This window comes from Microbacterium aerolatum (genome assembly GCF_007988825.1).
In the GTDB taxonomy this organism is placed as follows: Bacteria; Actinomycetota; Actinomycetes; order Actinomycetales; family Microbacteriaceae; genus Microbacterium; species Microbacterium aerolatum.
This window is the reverse complement of record NZ_BJUW01000003.1, coordinates 44,052-58,667: the sequence shown is the minus strand read 5'-3', so window position 1 is coordinate 58,667 and position 14,616 is coordinate 44,052. Positions and strand designations below refer to the sequence as shown.

Below are 14,616 nucleotides of genomic sequence, written 5' to 3'. Positions count from 1 at the left end.
TCCAGCGACGAAGTTCACGTCGCATCAGTTGTGGTTCGGGTGGCGGGTGCCGCCCGTTGGTCGAGTGACCGCCTCGAATGTATCAACCGATGCCCGTATTTCCGCGTCATTTCGCGGGTTTTGGAGGATTTCTGGGCGTGTCGAGTCACTTTCGTCACTCCAGTCACACTTTTCGGGCTGCGCCGGGATGCCTCCGGGACGCGAAAGGGGCGAGGATCCGAAGATCCTCGCCCCTTCTCAAGCGATGCTTACCAGCTCGACTTGGTCACACCGGGCAGCTCGCCACGGTGGGCCATGTCGCGGAAGCGCACGCGCGAGATGCCGAACTTGGTCAGCATTCCGCGGGGGCGTCCGTCGATGGCGTCGCGCGAACGCACGCGCACCGGCGACGCGTTGCGCGGCAGCTTCTGCAGGCCGACGCGAGCGGCCTCGCGGGCCTCGTCGGTGGCGTTCGGGTCGACGAGGGTCTTCTTCAGCTCGAGGCGACGCTCGGCGTAGCGCTCGACGATGACCTTGCGCTGCTCGTTGCGAGCGATCTTGCTCTTCTTAGCCATGGATCAACGCTCCTCTCGGAATTCGACGTGCTTGCGGACGACCGGGTCGTACTTCTTCAGCACGAGACGGTCGGGGGTGTTGCGACGGTTCTTCTTGGTCACATACGTGAAACCGGTGCCCGCCGTCGAACGGAGCTTGATGATCGGACGTACGTCCTGAGCCTTCTTGGCCATTAGAGCTTCACACCCTTCGCCTTGAGGTCCGCGACGACCTTCTCGATGCCACGCGCGTCGATCACCTTGATGCCCTTGGCGGACACGTTCAGGGTGACCTTACGACCGAGCGAGGGCACGTAGTAGGTCTTCTTCTGCACGTTCGGGTCGAAGCGGCGCTTCGTCCGGCGGTGCGAGTGCGAGATGTTGTGACCGAAGCCGGGAACAGCTCCTGTCACCTGGCACACTGCTGCCATGTGATTACTCCTTCATTACCGTGAGACCGGACGGCCTCACCCAAGATCCCTTGTCTGCGCGCCGCCGACCCCTGCGGAATCGGACAGCACACGAACTGTGCACAGGAGTGTGCACAGACAAGGAGTCAGTCTAGCATGGCCTGCGCTTCGGCAGCGCCGCGGCCCCAGCGGAACGGTGAGACGCTCCGCTCCCCCTCGATCCAGAAGCGCCAGGGGAAGGCATCCGTCCCTGCGATACCCGCGACGCCGACGCGCGGCCCGGACACGACGCCGGCGGGTTCAGACCCCCACCACAACTCGGCTCGGGCGCCGTTCAGCTCCGATCCGGTGACGGCATCGACCCCGTCATGAACCGGATGCCGCAGGCCTGACACCTGCCCCAATCGGCCGGGACCGCGCGCGAGGTCGCGCCCTGCACGACCCGAGCGCAGCGCCGCGGCATCCGCCCCCTCGATGACGGAGCCGGCGCGCAGCAGCACACCACCCGCGGTGCCTTCCGGCCCGCATACGACGTTCACGCACGAGTGGATGCCGTGACTCAGGTACACGTAGAGGTGACCCGGCTCGCCCCACATCGTGGCGTTGCGGGCCGTGCGGCCCATGCGGGCGTGCGATCCCGGGTCGGCCACGTCTCCCGTCCCCTGGCCGTGGTAGGCCTCGACCTCGGTGATGCGCAGCCGTACCTCGACGTCGTCGACGACGGTGCGCAGCTCCGCGCCGAGCAGGCGCGGTGCGACCTCGAGCGGCAGTCCCTCGAGCTCGCTCCTCGTGGCACGGCGCAGCGTCATCAGAACGACGGCGCCATCTGGCACCACGACGCGTCGAAGCCGGTCAGAGCGACGAGCTCCTCGCCGCTTCGCAGGTCGAACAGGTGCGTCTCGAGGGTCTTGGGCAGCGGGACGAGCATGTCGTCGTAGGCGTTCTCGGGTAGGTTCGGCGCCACCGTCACCGCGGCGTACTGCCCGCTCGGCGACGCGCAGGCCTGCAGGATCGCGTTTCCGGACTCGACGTCCATCAGCGGCTCGGCTTTGCCCTCTTCGTCGACGCGGATGATCGCCTGCCCGGTGGGCAGCCCGTCCGCATCGCGGGCGACGACATGGCGCAGCGTTCCGCCGGGGAACGGGGTGATCTCGGTCGCAGGGCCGTAGTCGGGATCGGATGCCGCGAGCGGCTCCTCCGAGCCGTCGGCGAGGTTCAGCTCCACGATGCTCTGGTCGACGCGCTCGATGACGGCGGTGTACGTGCCGCGCGAGACGCCGAGCAGACGCATCGCGAGCCCCATGTTCTGCGCCCCGGCATCGCCGGAGCGGTCATCGAGGGAGAGCGTGCCGGCGAAGTCGATGAACAGCACGGCCGCCGAGTCGGGCACGAACTGCCATTCGGCGATACTCGCCTCCTCCTCGCCGACCGTGACGATCTGCGGCTCGCCTTCGCCGCTCAGCGGCTGCGTCACGAGCACGCTGGCCCGGCCGCTGTCCTCAGTGAGGTCCTTGTCGGAGTACGTGTAGCCGACCAGTCCGCCGCGCTCGGACACCTGTACCGAGCTCACGTAGCCGTCGCCGGGAAGAGGGAGCTCGCGCACGTTCTCGCCATCGCGATCCATGACGAGAATGCGGGAGCTGTCGCCGTCCTCGACCGCGACGACCAGCGAAGTGGATGTCGCCCGGTAGTCGTTGATGCGGGGGTGGGTGAAGACCGGGACGGCCTTCTCACCGGTGAGGTCGGTGCGGAAGATCGAGTCGTCATCGTCGGAGCGGTTCAGCAGGAAGATCTCGGCGGCGGGGGTCGTGAACGTCGTCGACAGGTCGGATGCCGGTCCGCCCCCGCTTCCGGTGACTCCCGCCACCTTGACGGTGTATTCGGTCGTGTCGTCGAGCGGGACGGTGAAGCGGATGCCGACGTTGCGCCCTGCGGCGTCGACGGTGAACGGCACCGCCGGCTCGACCGTGACCTGGGACTCGTCGATCTCCTCCAGCGCCTGGTTCGCGGTGAGGATGACGCGACTGCCCGACACCTGGATCGCCTCGCGCGGGTCGACCTGCACCTGACTGATCCGGGGTCCCTGGAACAGACTGACCGCGCCGAGGCCCACGACCACGACGGCCAGCACGCCGACGACCGCGAGGATCGTGTACAGGAACCGACGCCGGTCGCGCGGGGAGGGCTGCGGGTCGTTCTGCGGAGACTCCCCCCGCGGGTCGTTGAGCGGAGGCTGCGCGGGCTGCTGTTGCGGTTCGTTGAGCGGAGGAGGCGAAGCCTCCGCAGACGAAACGGGGTGAGCGACCGAAGGGAGTCGAAGCCTCTCTTCAGCCTCCGCAGCCGCCCGCTCGGCGGCCTCGCGCGCGGCGCGCGCCTCGGCGCGCGTCCGCGGCGGCTCTGCCCCGGACCGGTCCTCAGTACTCATACGGGTCCCCGGGCTCATCGATGGTCACGACCGACGTCGGGAGCACCCGCAGCGATCCGTCGGCGTCCGCCTTGACCGTGCCGGTGACCTCGACCCACTGTCCAGTGCCGTACTCGTCGGCATCCATCGTCACCGGAACCGCGGCGGGCTGCGCGTCGATCACGCAGTGGGTGATGATCATGCGGGTCAGGTTGACGGCATCCGCGTCGCCCGGCGTGACGAACCCGACCAGCGTGACGGGCGAGCCGTCGTATGCCTCGGGACGGGACGCGGTCGCGAAGACGCTCGACCACTCCCCGACGCCGAAGGTGGTGGTGTCGGCGACGCCGAGAGTAGGAGTGTCGGCACCGGCGAACAGCGTCGGGTCGGCATCGGCGCGCGACATCGCAAGTTCCACCGACAGCGACGCGGGAGGCAGCACGAGTGCCGCGACCACGACACCGCTCGCGACGACGCCCGCCGAGACGGTGCCGACGAGAGTCAGCGTGCGACGGCGGGATGCCGTGGACACTTCGACAGGCTCAGTGACCGCCGCCGAAGGCATCCCGTGGTCATGGCCGTGATCCGATTCGGTTCCGAGCGGCAGCGTGAACGACCAGATCGCGCCGAGGAGCACGACGACCGCACCCGCGCAGGCGAACCAGATCGACTCGGGGCTGATGTACAGGGTGAGCTGACCGGACAAGCCCAGCCCGAGTGTGACGACGGCGATGATCGAGGCGAGGCCGATGCCCAGCCAGCGGGTACCGACGGCGGACCAGCGGATCGTGCGCGACTCAGCCAAAGACGTTCACCCCGATCCCGATCGCGAACGCGCTCATGAGCACCACCGCGACCACGCCCACCAGGCTGCGCGCGGTGAAGGTGGTGCGCAGCAGCGCGAGCATCTTGATGTCGACCAGCGGTCCGACGAGCAGGAACGCGATCAGCGCGCCCGACGAGAACGTCGACGCGAACGACAGGGCGAAGAAGGCGTCGACGTTCGAGCAGATCGCGACCGTCATCGCCAGCGCCATCATCGCGACGATCGACAGCACGGGGTTCGATCCGATCGCGAGGAGCATGTCGCGCGGAACGAGCACCTGCACGGCACCGGCGAGCGCAGAGCCGATCACGAGCGCCGGCATGACCGCGCGCAGCTCGATGATGAACTGCGTCAGGCTCCGGCGGGTCGGTGTGCCGTGCTCGTGCGTGACCCGCTCGCACGTCGCGGTGAACTGACGGGTGAGCATGGCGTCGGGGTCGGGGTGACGGCTGTAGATCCAGCCGATGAGGTTGGCGATCAGGTAGCCGCCGATGAGGCGGATGACGAGGATGCCGCCGTCGAAACCGAACGCGGCGTGCGTCGTGATGATCACGATGGGGTTCACGATCGGGGCGGCGATGAGGAAGGTCATCGCCTCCGCGGGTGCGAGACCGCGCATCATGAGGCCGCGGGCGAACGGGACGTTCCCGCACTCGCAGACCGGGATCAGCATCCCGAGCAGCGACAGCACGGCTCTGCGCGCCCAGCCGCTGCGCGGCAGCCAGCGCTGGATCAGGTTCGGCGGCAGCCACACCTGCACGACGATCGAGAGCACGACGCCGAGCACCACGAACGGCAGCGCCTCGATCAGGACGCTCAGGGCGAGCGTGAGACCGTCCTGCGCCCGGGTGGGCAGCGCATCCTGGAACAGCGCGGGGGCGAACCGGTCGATCAGGAAGAGCGCGGCGATGACGACCACGCCGATCGCGACACCGATCCACGGCGAGCGCCCGGACCCTCTCGAAGGGTGCGGAGCCTGGGCCGTACGCGGCGTCCGCGTGGGCGCGCTGGTGCTCACGCCGAGCCTTCGGCGGCCGCCCGCTGCTTGGCGCACGGCGTGCACAGGCCGAAGATGTCGACGACGTGTTCGGCTTCGCTGAATCCGTGCAGGGAGGCGGTCCGCTTGGCCCAGGCCTCGACGTCCTTCGCCTCGATCTCGACCGTGAGCCCGCAGGAGCGGCAGATCAGGTGGTGGTGGTGGCCTTCGGTCGAGCAGGCGCGGTAGAGCGCCTCGCCCTCGGGGCTCTGCAGCGAGTCGGCGTCACCGGATGCCGCGAGGCCCGACAGGGCGCGGTACACGGTGGCGAGTCCGATGCCGGTGTTCTCCTCGCGGAGGGTGGCATGCAGGCTCTGGGCGCTGACGAATCCGCGCGCGTCGCCGAGCGCTTCGCGCACGCGTTCGCGCTGCCAGGTGTTCCGCTGAGCCATACCCGAGATTCTAGGCCGGAAGCGTTGTGCCGGTCCTGGGAGCAGCGGAACGGCGCACCCGGTTCCGAATACGCTGCGCGACCCAGCATCCGACATAGATCAGGAACGAGATCGTGGTGATGTACGGGCTGACCGGAAGGGTCCCGGCGAGCGCGAGCAGGATGCCGCCGACGGCCGAGACGAAACCGAACAGCGCCGCCAGCAGCGGCACGGCCAGCGGGCCTGCGCTCACGCGCATCGCCGCAGCGGCCGGCGTCACCAGCAGCGCCATGACCAGCAGCGCGCCGATGATGTGAACGCTGACGGCGACGATGAGGCCGAGCAGCACCATGAACGCCAGGCTCACGAAGCGCGTCGGGATGCCGCGGGCGGATGCCGCAACAGGGTCGAGCGAGTCGAAGCGCAGCGGATTCCACATCAGCAGGAGGCCCACGAGCACGAACGCGCTGATGCCGATCAGCCAACCGAGGTCCGGGCTGGAGACCGAGACGATCTGTCCGGTGAGCAGGCTGAACCGGTTGGCGGTGCGTCCGTCATACAGCGACAGGAACAGGATGCCCAGGCCCAGGCCGAACGGCATGAGCACGCCGACGATCGAATTGCGGTCACGAGCCTTCGACCCCAGGATGCCGATCAGGATCGCCGCGACGAGCGCCCCTCCGAGGGATCCGGCGACCACGCTGCCGCCGAACAGCAGCGCCGCCGCGGCGCCGGCGAACGAAAGCTCGCTGACCCCGTGCACGGCGAACGCGAGGTCGCGCTGCATGACGAAGACGCCGATGAGGCCGCCGACGATGCCGAGCACGGCGCCGGCGACGATCGAGTTCGCGAGCAGCGCGACGAGCGCGCCGTAGTCCTGGAACGAGAAGACGTCCCCCCAGTCGAACAGCGGCGCGATCATGCGAATCCGCCTTCGTTCGCGGAGTCGGCGGATGCGTCGTGATCGTGGTGTTCGTGATGCGCCTCGGCGTCGGGGGCGCCGACGACGACCAGCCGGTCACCTGCCCGCAGCACGAACACGGGGGTGCCGTAGAGATCGGTGAGCACGCGGCTCTGCAGCACCTCGTCCGGGGTGCCGAGCACGAACCGGCCGCCGGCGATGTAGAGGATGCGGTCGACGCGGCCGAGGATCGGGTTGATGTCGTGCGTGACGAAGAGCACGGCGGCATCGCGCTGCTTGCGCTGCCGGTCGATGATCTCGGTCACGCCGACCTGGTTGGCGAGGTCGAGGTTCGACAGGGGCTCGTCGCACAGCAGCAGCGTCGGCTTGTCAGCGAGTGCTTGGCCGACCCGCAGCCGTTGCTGCTCCCCTCCGGAGAGGAGTCCGACCCGGCGATCGGCGTAGTGCGACGCACCGACTCCTTCGAGCAGGGCGTCGACCCGGGCCCGGTCGCCTCGGCGCGGGATCGGCAGCCCGAAGCGGGTACCGTTCACACCGAGGGCGACGACGTCACGGGCGCGCATGCTGGTGTCGGGCGGCAGGGGACGCTGCTGCGGGATGTATCCGATGCGCGGGTTGCCGCGCTGCACGGGCTGTCCGGCGACCCGGATGCGTCCGCCGCTCAGCGGCTGCAGGCCGAGGATCGCGCGCAGCAGGGTGGTCTTGCCTGATCCGGATGGTCCGAGCACCGCGATGAACTCGCCGGGTTCGACGGTCAGATCGAGGCCGGACCACAGCTCGCGGTCGTCGCGGCGCAGGGCCGCACCCTCGATCTCGAGGATGGGCCTCTCTCCCGGTCCCTGACGCTTCGACGGGCTCAGCGGCCGAAGGGCCGCACTCACGAACGGAGTGCGTCGGCGAGGCTCTGAATCGCGTCGTGCATCCATTCAGAGTACGACGATCCGTCCTCGAGCAGCTCGGTGAACGCCACGACCGGGATGCCGGCGGCCTCAGCGGCCGCTTCGACGCGCTCCGTCTCGGCCCCGCCGGTCTGCGCGTTGGTGAGCAGCACCTTCACGTCACCGCTCTCGATGACTTCGAGCGCATCCAGCAAAGTCGCCGGCGCGACGTCGCTGCCCTCCTCCACCGACTCGGCGAAGCCCTCGGGCGTGAGATCGGTGAGGCCGGCGGCCACGGCGATGTATCCGGGGAGCGGTTCGGTCATGAACACACCTGCCCCGTCCGCCTCCGTCTTGATGGTCTCGAGCTCCGCCTCGGCCCCTTCGAGGTCGGCGATGATCTCGTCGGCGGCGGCGGCGAAGTCTTCGGCGCCATCGGGGTCGATCTCGCCGAGCTCCTCGGCGAGGCCCTCGACGACGTGGATCATCGTGTGCGGATCGAACCAGACGTGCTCGTTGAAGCCCTCGATGTGGTCGTGGCCCTCGTGGCCTTCCTCCTCATCGGCGTGATCGTGGTCGTGCGCGTCCTCATCGGCTCCGGCATCCGGCTCGTCGTGACCCTCGTTGCCGGGGAAGTCGTGCGAGAACTCCGCCGCCGTGAACACGTGCGCGTCGGAGCCGTCGAGCAGCGTGTCGATGAAGGCGTCATAGCCGCCCCCGTTCTCGACGATCAGGTCGGCATCCTGCACGGCGAGGCGGTCGCGGGCCGTGGCCTCGTAGGAGTGCGGGTCCTGTGATGCCGAGTCGATGATCGTGGTGACGTCGACCCGCTCGCCGCCGATCTGCTCGACCAGCGATCCGTAGATGTTGGTGCTGGCGGTGACGTGGATGAGACCGTCGTCGCCGCCCTCCCCCGATGCCGGGGCGGAGCATCCGGCCAGCCCGAGGGCGGTGACGGATGCGAGGGCGAGGACGACGACGGGCTTCTTCATGTTCCCACTCTAAACGCTAATGAGAACCGTTATCAAATGCGATCAGTGGCGATCGGACCCCGGAGCGATCCAGGCGGTCGTTTCCGCTGCAAGCGTCGAGCCCTCCAGCGCCCTGCTCGTCAGCACGACGTCCGCGGCATCCTCGCCGAGGTCGAAGGGCTCGGACCCGAAGTTCGTCACGACCTGCCATCCATTCGGGCGCGCGAATCGCAGCACGTCCGCACGACCGGTCTCGATCCACTCCAGCGTCTCCCCCGTCTGCAGCGGGTGCCGCAGGCGCAGCGCCTCGCGGTACAGCGACAGGGTCGACGAGGGGTCGGATGCCTGCGCATCCACCGCGTGGGCGGCGAACCAGTCCGGCTGGGGTAGATGCGCGGGTGCTGAACCGAAGCCGAAGGAGACGCCGTCGGCGGTCCACGGCAGCGGCACCCGGCATCCGTCTCTCCCCAGCCCGTCGAACTCGGCGCCGCGGAAGAATGCGGGATCCTGACGATCCTCGGGCCGGATTTCGGCCACCTCGTGCAGGCCGAGCTCCTCACCCTGGTAGAGGTAGGCGCTGCCCGGCAGACCCAGCAGCAGCAGCGACGCGGCATTCGCGCGCCGCAGTCCGCGGTCTCGGTCGAGCAGTTCGACCGGACCTCCGGCGGCGACCCACTCGGCACCCTGTTTCACGGCGCGTCCCTGCAGCGGGGCGAGGCCGTACCGGGTGGCGTGGCGGGTCACGTCGTGGTTGGAGAGCACCCATGTCGTCGATGATCCGGTGCGCTGCGCTTGCTCGAGATTGTCGACGATGATCTCGCGGAACTGGGCCGCATCGAAGTCCGCCACCAGCAGGTCGAAGTTGAACGCCTGCCCGAGCCCCTCGGCCGAGGCGTAGCGCGCCCGACGCTCCGGGGTGTCGACCCAGGCCTCGGCCACAGCGGTGCGCGGCGGATCGTACGAGTTGAACAGCTGGCGCCACTCGGCGTAGATCTCGTGGACGTCGTCGCGGTCGATGAGCGGATGGCTGCCCGACGTGCGGTCGATGGCGTCGAGCTCGTCGCGCGAGGGCAACGGTTCGCTGAGGTCCTTCGTCAGCATGTGGGCGACGTCGATGCGGAACCCGTCGACCCCGCGATCGGACCAGAAGCGCAGCGTCTCGAGGAAGTCCGCCCGCACCTCGGGGTGGTCCCAGTTGAAGTCGGGCTGCTCCTTGGCGAAGTTGTGCAGGTACCACTGCCCGTCCTCGACGCGCTCCCAGGCGCTGCCGCCGAACACCGACACCCAGTCCGTCGGCGGTTCTGAACCGTCGGCACCGACTCCCTCGCGGAAGATGTACCGCTCGCGCTCAGCCGAGCCGCGGCCGGCGGCGAGCGCCTCCTGGAACCACTCGTGCTGGTCGGACGAGTGGTTCGGCACGATGTCGACGACGACGTGGATGCCGCGCGCGTGCAGCGCCTCGACCATCGCGTCGAAATCGGCGAGCGTTCCCAGCCGCGGGTCGACGTCTCGGTAGTCGGCGACGTCGTATCCTCCGTCGGCGAGCGCGGAGGGATAGAACGGGCTCAGCCAGACCGCATCGATGCCCAGCTCAGCCAGGTAGTCGACGCGAGAGAGGATGCCGGGGATGTCGCCGATCCCGTCGCCATTCGCGTCGGCGAAGCTGCGGGGGTAGATCTGGTAGACGGCGGCCTGCCGCCACCACGCTGCCGTCGTGTCGTCTTCGCGGATCTCGGTGAGAAGCGAGTCGGTCATGAGGTGTGGTGCTCCTTTTCCTTGTGGTGGTCTGGCTCAGCCCTTGACGGCGCCCTGCGTGACGCCCTCCATGACGAAGCGCTGCGTGAACAGATAGGCCAGGATCGCGGGTGCCATAGCCATGAGATACGAGGCGAACGACACGTTGTAGTTGTTGCTGAACTGGTTCTGGAACAGGTTCTGACGCACCGGCAGCGTCTGCAGCGCCGGGTCGGAGATGATCAGCGACGGCATCATGAAGTCGTTCCACGCGTAGAGGAAGGCGAAGATGCCGACCGTCGCGCTCATCGGCGCGAGCAGCGGGAAGATCAGCCTCCAGAACGTCTGCCAGGTGGAGGCGCCGTCGATGCGAGCGCTCTCCTCGAGTTCGATCGGAATGGAGCGCAGGAACGCCGTGAATAGCAGGACGCTGAAGCTCAGCTGGAACATCGTGGCGAGGATGATCACCCCGAGCGGGTTGTCGAGCCCGACGCGTCCGGTGAGCTGGATCTGCGGCAGCGCGACCACCGGGAACGGGATGAACATCGCCGCCAGCAGGTAGAAGAACGAGTAGCGGAACAGCCGGCGGTCCCAGTTGCGGACGATCGCGTAGGAGGCGAACGCGGCGAGCACGATCGTCGCTGCCACGGTGCCAGCGGTGACCAGCAACGAGATGCCGGCTCCGACGGGGAACTTCGTCAGGTTCCACGCTTCGACGAACCCGTCGAAGCTGAACGGCGCCGGCAGCGAGAAGGCGTTGCCATCGACCGCCTGCTCCGTCGTCTTCAGGGACATCGAGATGGTCACGTACAGCGGCAGCAGCACGGTGACCGTGCACAGGATCAGGATGATCGTGCCCGACCAGTTGACGCGCTCCATCCTCATGCGGGGCTTCTTGCCGTCGGCCGTGACGGTGGTGATGGTCTGCGTCGACATCAGAGTGCGTTCCTTCCGCGCGTCAGCGACAGCTGGAGGAGGGAGATGAGCACGGCGACGATGAAGAAGATGGTCGCGTTGGCCATCTGGTAGGCGTAGTCGCCGCCGTTGAAGCCCGCGATGATCGTCATCGCGACGCTGCGGGTGGAGGTTCCCGGTCCGCCGTTCGTGAGTCCGACGATGATGTCGTAGGCGTTCAGGAAGCCCTTGAACCCGAGGATCACGTTGATCACGACGTAACCGGCGACGAGCGGGATGGTGATGCGGGTGAGCTGCTGGGACTTGCTCGCGCCGTCGATGCTCGCCGCCTCGTACACCTCGCCGGGGACCGAGAGCAGACCCGCGATGTAGATGAGCAGTGTTCCCGGCACCGCCTGCCATGCCGTGACGATGACGATCGCGACCCACGCGAGATCGGGGTTCGCCAGCAGACTCGTCTCGAGCCACGGGATGCCGATGGCGGCCCCGGCGGTAGGGAGCGAGTTCGAGAAGAGGAAGTTGAACACGTAGGCGATGATGATGCCCGAGATCACCATCGGGATGACGAAGATCGTCCGCAGCCCGGTCTTGAAGCGGATGCGCGAGGTGAGTCCGACCGCGAGCAGGAACGCGATCACGTTGACCACGATCACGGTGGCGATCGAGAAGCCGAACGTGAAGAGGTAGCTCTGCAGGATCGCCGGGTCGCTGAACAGCGCGATGTAGTTCGTGAAACCGTTGAAGCTCCACTCGCCGATCCCGATCGAGTCCGTGAAGCTGAAGAAGATGCCGACCACCCCGGGCACCGTGATCGCGAGAGTGAAGATCACGAGCGTCGGCAGCAGGAACAGGTAGTAGATCGGCTCGACGCGTCGCGTGTGGCGGCGGAGCTTGCGCTCACCGCCGGTCACGATGGCGGTCGTGCTCGTGCTCGTGGTGGTCATGGCGCGGACTCCTCTGTCTCGCCGATCGCTGATGCTTCGCCGTTCGCGTTGTCCTGAGTGGAAGGGATGGGGGCCCGGAAGGCGATGCGGGCCCAGTCGGCGTCCATGGTGCGCAGCGTGGATTCCGTGGACGCGCCGAGCACCATCGCCTGGGCGTAGTTGAAGATCGGCAACGTCTTGGGCACGAGCACGGACGGCCCCTGATAGATCTGACCGTTGTCGTAGTACTCGATCATCCCCTCGATGCGCGGGTCGTCCGGGGCTGGGGCGTCCTTCGTCGGGGTGAAGCCGAGCTGGGAGGCGTTGTACTCCTCGATGTTCTGTGGTTCGTAGAGGAACTCGAGGAAGTCGCGCGCGGCCTCCTGATGGCGCGAGCCCTCGGGGATCATCGCGGCGAGATCCATGTTGACGCGCACCCCCAGGTCGGCGGGGTCGTCGGTCATCGGGAGGGGGAAGGTGCCGAGCGGCAGGTCGGGCGAGGTCTTGGCGATCTCGCTGAAGGCCCACGGCCCCTGCAAGTACATCGCCGCCTCGCCGTTGGCGAAGGCGAGGTTGCCGTCGCCGTAGCCGCGGCTTGCAGCATCCGCGTTCGTGTAGCCGTCCACGAGCTGCATCATGCGCTCCATGGGCTCTGCGAAATCCTTTTGGAACGACACGGCCGAGTCCGGTCCGACCTCGGCACCCTCTTCGGCGAGCGCGTCGAAGAATTCGATCACATCGACCGATCCGCCCGCGGTGTAGTCGTACCAGCCCTGACCGACGGTCCAGTCGTCCTTGAAGGTGCCGTAGAACGGGTCGATGCCGGCGGCCTTCAGCTGATCGCAGACGGCGATGAGCTCATCCCAGGTCTGCGGCACCTCGAGGCCCTGAGCGTCGAAGATCTCCTTGTTGTAGATGACGGACGCCGCCATCACCGAGTACGGCAGGGCGCTCGTGCGGCCCTCACAGGAGCCGTACTGGTCCATGAGGGGCTGCAGATCGTCGCGGATGTTCGCCGCAGCATCCGTGTCGGAGAGATCCGTCAGGGCGCACCGCTGCACGAACCGGGCGATCTCGTAGTTGTAGTTGCCGAGCATGATGTCCGGCGGGTTGCCGCGCACGAAACTCGCGGAGACGACGTCGACCCCGGATGTGTCGATCTCGACCCTGACGTCGCTCTGGGAGGAGTTGTACTCGGAGACGAGATCGGTCATGAACTCGATGGCCTCGCGTTTGCTGAAGGTGAAGCGGATGGTCTCCGCTCCTGAGCCCGCGGCGCAGCTCGTGAGCGCGGCACCGACCATCGCGAGCCCCATGGCCCCAGCGGTCAGCCGGGCCAACCGTATTCGTTTCTCAGACACCTTCGTCCTTCCGACCGATAGATTCACAAAGTAAATCTAATGAGCGAATTTACTCTGATGAACGGTACTCTCTCACTCGGGTGACAGGAAGGCAAGAGGCGTGATAGAAGTCTCCGCAGATCTCGGCACCGGCCGCGCAAGCGTCGGGGCCGTGCTCGACTTCGCCTGGGAGGGCGGTGAGTTCACCGCGACCGATGTGATGGCGCACACCGCCCTGACCCGGTCGACGGCGATCGACGCCATCGAGACGCTGCTCGGCGCGAATGTGCTGCACGAGCTCCCCAACGCGCGGGTCGCGGGCAGCTACCGTTCCGGCCGCCCCGCGCGACGCTTCGCCATCTCCCCCGACCTCGGCGCCGTCGTCGGCATCGACGCCGGCTATACGCACCTCGCCGTGACGGTCGCCGACGCCCTCGACCGGACGCTTGTGCACCATCGGGTCGAGGTCGACCGGACGCAGCCGGCATCGGTGCGACGAGAGCTGATCGTCGAGCAGGTCAGAACTGCGCTCGACGAAGCGGGAGTCAGCCCTGACCACGTGCTGGCGGTATGTGCTGGAGTGGCGGCGCCTGTCGACCGCAACGGCATCTCGCCCCCGCATCCGGAGGGGTTCTGGGAGCGCACCAACCCCGGCCTGGCCGAGGCGCTGAGCGCATGGGCGCCCGTCGTCGAGGTCAAGAACGACGCTCAACTCGCCGCGATCGCAGAGGGGGCGCTCGGGGCAGCGATCGGATGCCGGGACTACGTCGCCCTGCTCGCCAGCGAGCGGTACGGCGGCGGAGTCGTCGTCGACGGGCATGTGCTGCACGGCGCGCACGGCGGTGTCGGCGAAGGTGTCGTCTTCGACCACATCATGGGCGTCGGATCGGCCGTCGGCCTGCCGTACTCCGTCCAGGATGTCGCGCGGCACGCCGTCGCCGCGGGAGACGTCTCGACGGACGGTGCCCTCGGTCGCCTGGTCGCGGAAGACCGCATCGATCCGCGTCTTGTGCTCACGCTCGCCGCGTCAGGAGATGCGGATGCCGTACTCGTCGCCGACCGCGTCGGCGCGACCCTCGCCCGCATCGTCGGAGTGCTCGGCAGCATGTACGACCCCGCGCGAGTGGTCGTGTGCGGCGCGGTCGCCGAGAGCATCGAACCGGTGCTCGCCGCCGCACGACGCATCCTGCCCGAGGAGCTGCACCTGCCCGCCCCGGAGATCCTCGCCTCGACGCTCGGTGCGGAGGTCGTCTCGGTCGGGGCGGTCGTGACGGCCCGCCGCGCCGCGCGCGAGCGCGCCGTTCCTCAGCTGGCCGAGCAGCGGCTCAGCGTGCGCGCGTAGCCGGAGCTGCA

General features: G+C 68.0%; 16 protein-coding genes. 1 reads left to right on the top strand and 15 read right to left on the bottom strand.

Going from position 1 to position 14,616, the window contains the following annotated elements; all coding sequences use genetic code 11:
* Positions 1 to 248: 248 nt before the first annotated feature.
* From rpsN to MAE01_RS03990, 15 genes are all read right to left on the bottom strand, one after another.
* Positions 249 to 554 (bottom strand): 30S ribosomal protein S14, encoded by a 306-nt coding sequence (gene rpsN / locus MAE01_RS04060; RefSeq protein WP_144793638.1) that lies wholly within the window; start codon positions 552 to 554, stop codon positions 249 to 251.
* 3 nt (positions 555 to 557) lie between these two features.
* Positions 558 to 728, bottom strand: a complete 171-nt coding sequence (gene rpmG / locus MAE01_RS04055) for a 50S ribosomal protein L33 (RefSeq protein ID WP_147038276.1) — start codon at positions 726 to 728, stop codon at positions 558 to 560.
* Entirely contained in the window at positions 728 to 964 is a 237-nt protein-coding gene (gene rpmB / locus MAE01_RS04050; RefSeq protein WP_071645079.1) for a 50S ribosomal protein L28, read from the bottom strand. The genes rpmG and rpmB overlap by 1 nt, the downstream gene beginning before the upstream one ends.
* A 125-nt stretch (positions 965 to 1,089) precedes the next feature.
* Positions 1,090 to 1,752 carry a DNA-3-methyladenine glycosylase gene (locus MAE01_RS04045; protein ID WP_147038524.1) on the bottom strand — a complete coding sequence of 221 codons (663 nt, stop codon included), beginning with the start codon at positions 1,750 to 1,752 and terminating at the stop codon, positions 1,090 to 1,092.
* Entirely contained in the window at positions 1,752 to 3,368 is a 1,617-nt protein-coding gene (locus MAE01_RS04040) for an Ig-like domain-containing domain (RefSeq protein WP_147038275.1), read from the bottom strand. The genes MAE01_RS04045 and MAE01_RS04040 overlap by 1 nt, the downstream gene beginning before the upstream one ends.
* Positions 3,358 to 4,152 (bottom strand): TIGR03943 family putative permease subunit, encoded by a 795-nt coding sequence (locus tag MAE01_RS04035; RefSeq protein ID WP_229718110.1) that lies wholly within the window; start codon positions 4,150 to 4,152, stop codon positions 3,358 to 3,360. Before MAE01_RS04035 ends, MAE01_RS04040 begins: the two co-directional genes overlap by 11 nt.
* Positions 4,145 to 5,191, bottom strand: a complete 1,047-nt coding sequence (locus MAE01_RS04030) for a permease (RefSeq protein WP_147038274.1) — start codon at positions 5,189 to 5,191, stop codon at positions 4,145 to 4,147. The genes MAE01_RS04035 and MAE01_RS04030 overlap by 8 nt, the downstream gene beginning before the upstream one ends.
* Positions 5,188 to 5,601, bottom strand: a complete 414-nt coding sequence (locus tag MAE01_RS04025; RefSeq protein ID WP_147038273.1) for a Fur family transcriptional regulator — start codon at positions 5,599 to 5,601, stop codon at positions 5,188 to 5,190. The genes MAE01_RS04030 and MAE01_RS04025 overlap by 4 nt, the downstream gene beginning before the upstream one ends.
* Before the next feature lie 10 nt (positions 5,602 to 5,611).
* Positions 5,612 to 6,502, bottom strand: a complete 891-nt coding sequence (locus MAE01_RS04020) for a metal ABC transporter permease (protein WP_147038272.1) — start codon at positions 6,500 to 6,502, stop codon at positions 5,612 to 5,614.
* Positions 6,499 to 7,383: a metal ABC transporter ATP-binding protein gene (locus MAE01_RS04015; protein ID WP_371861759.1), complete on the bottom strand. Its 885-nt coding sequence runs from the start codon at positions 7,381 to 7,383 to the stop codon at positions 6,499 to 6,501. The genes MAE01_RS04020 and MAE01_RS04015 overlap by 4 nt, the downstream gene beginning before the upstream one ends.
* On the bottom strand, positions 7,380 to 8,372 hold the full coding sequence (locus MAE01_RS04010; protein ID WP_147038270.1) for a metal ABC transporter solute-binding protein, Zn/Mn family: 993 nt from the start codon (positions 8,370 to 8,372) through the stop codon (positions 7,380 to 7,382). Before MAE01_RS04010 ends, MAE01_RS04015 begins: the two co-directional genes overlap by 4 nt.
* A 42-nt stretch (positions 8,373 to 8,414) precedes the next feature.
* On the bottom strand, positions 8,415 to 10,106 hold the full coding sequence (locus tag MAE01_RS04005) for a glycoside hydrolase family 13 protein (RefSeq protein ID WP_147038269.1): 1,692 nt from the start codon (positions 10,104 to 10,106) through the stop codon (positions 8,415 to 8,417).
* A 36-nt stretch (positions 10,107 to 10,142) separates the two neighbouring features.
* Entirely contained in the window at positions 10,143 to 11,021 is an 879-nt protein-coding gene (locus tag MAE01_RS04000) for a carbohydrate ABC transporter permease (protein ID WP_147038268.1), read from the bottom strand.
* Positions 11,021 to 11,944: a carbohydrate ABC transporter permease gene (locus tag MAE01_RS03995; RefSeq protein WP_186806112.1), complete on the bottom strand. Its 924-nt coding sequence runs from the start codon at positions 11,942 to 11,944 to the stop codon at positions 11,021 to 11,023. Before MAE01_RS03995 ends, MAE01_RS04000 begins: the two co-directional genes overlap by 1 nt.
* On the bottom strand, positions 11,941 to 13,284 hold the full coding sequence (locus MAE01_RS03990; RefSeq protein WP_371861758.1) for an ABC transporter substrate-binding protein: 1,344 nt from the start codon (positions 13,282 to 13,284) through the stop codon (positions 11,941 to 11,943). The genes MAE01_RS03995 and MAE01_RS03990 overlap by 4 nt, the downstream gene beginning before the upstream one ends.
* A gap of 100 nt (positions 13,285 to 13,384) precedes the next feature.
* On the opposite strand from MAE01_RS03990, the gene MAE01_RS03985 reads away from it, so the two are divergent.
* Positions 13,385 to 14,605, top strand: a complete 1,221-nt coding sequence (locus MAE01_RS03985; protein ID WP_147038267.1) for an ROK family protein — start codon at positions 13,385 to 13,387, stop codon at positions 14,603 to 14,605.
* Positions 14,606 to 14,616 lie beyond the last annotated feature (11 nt).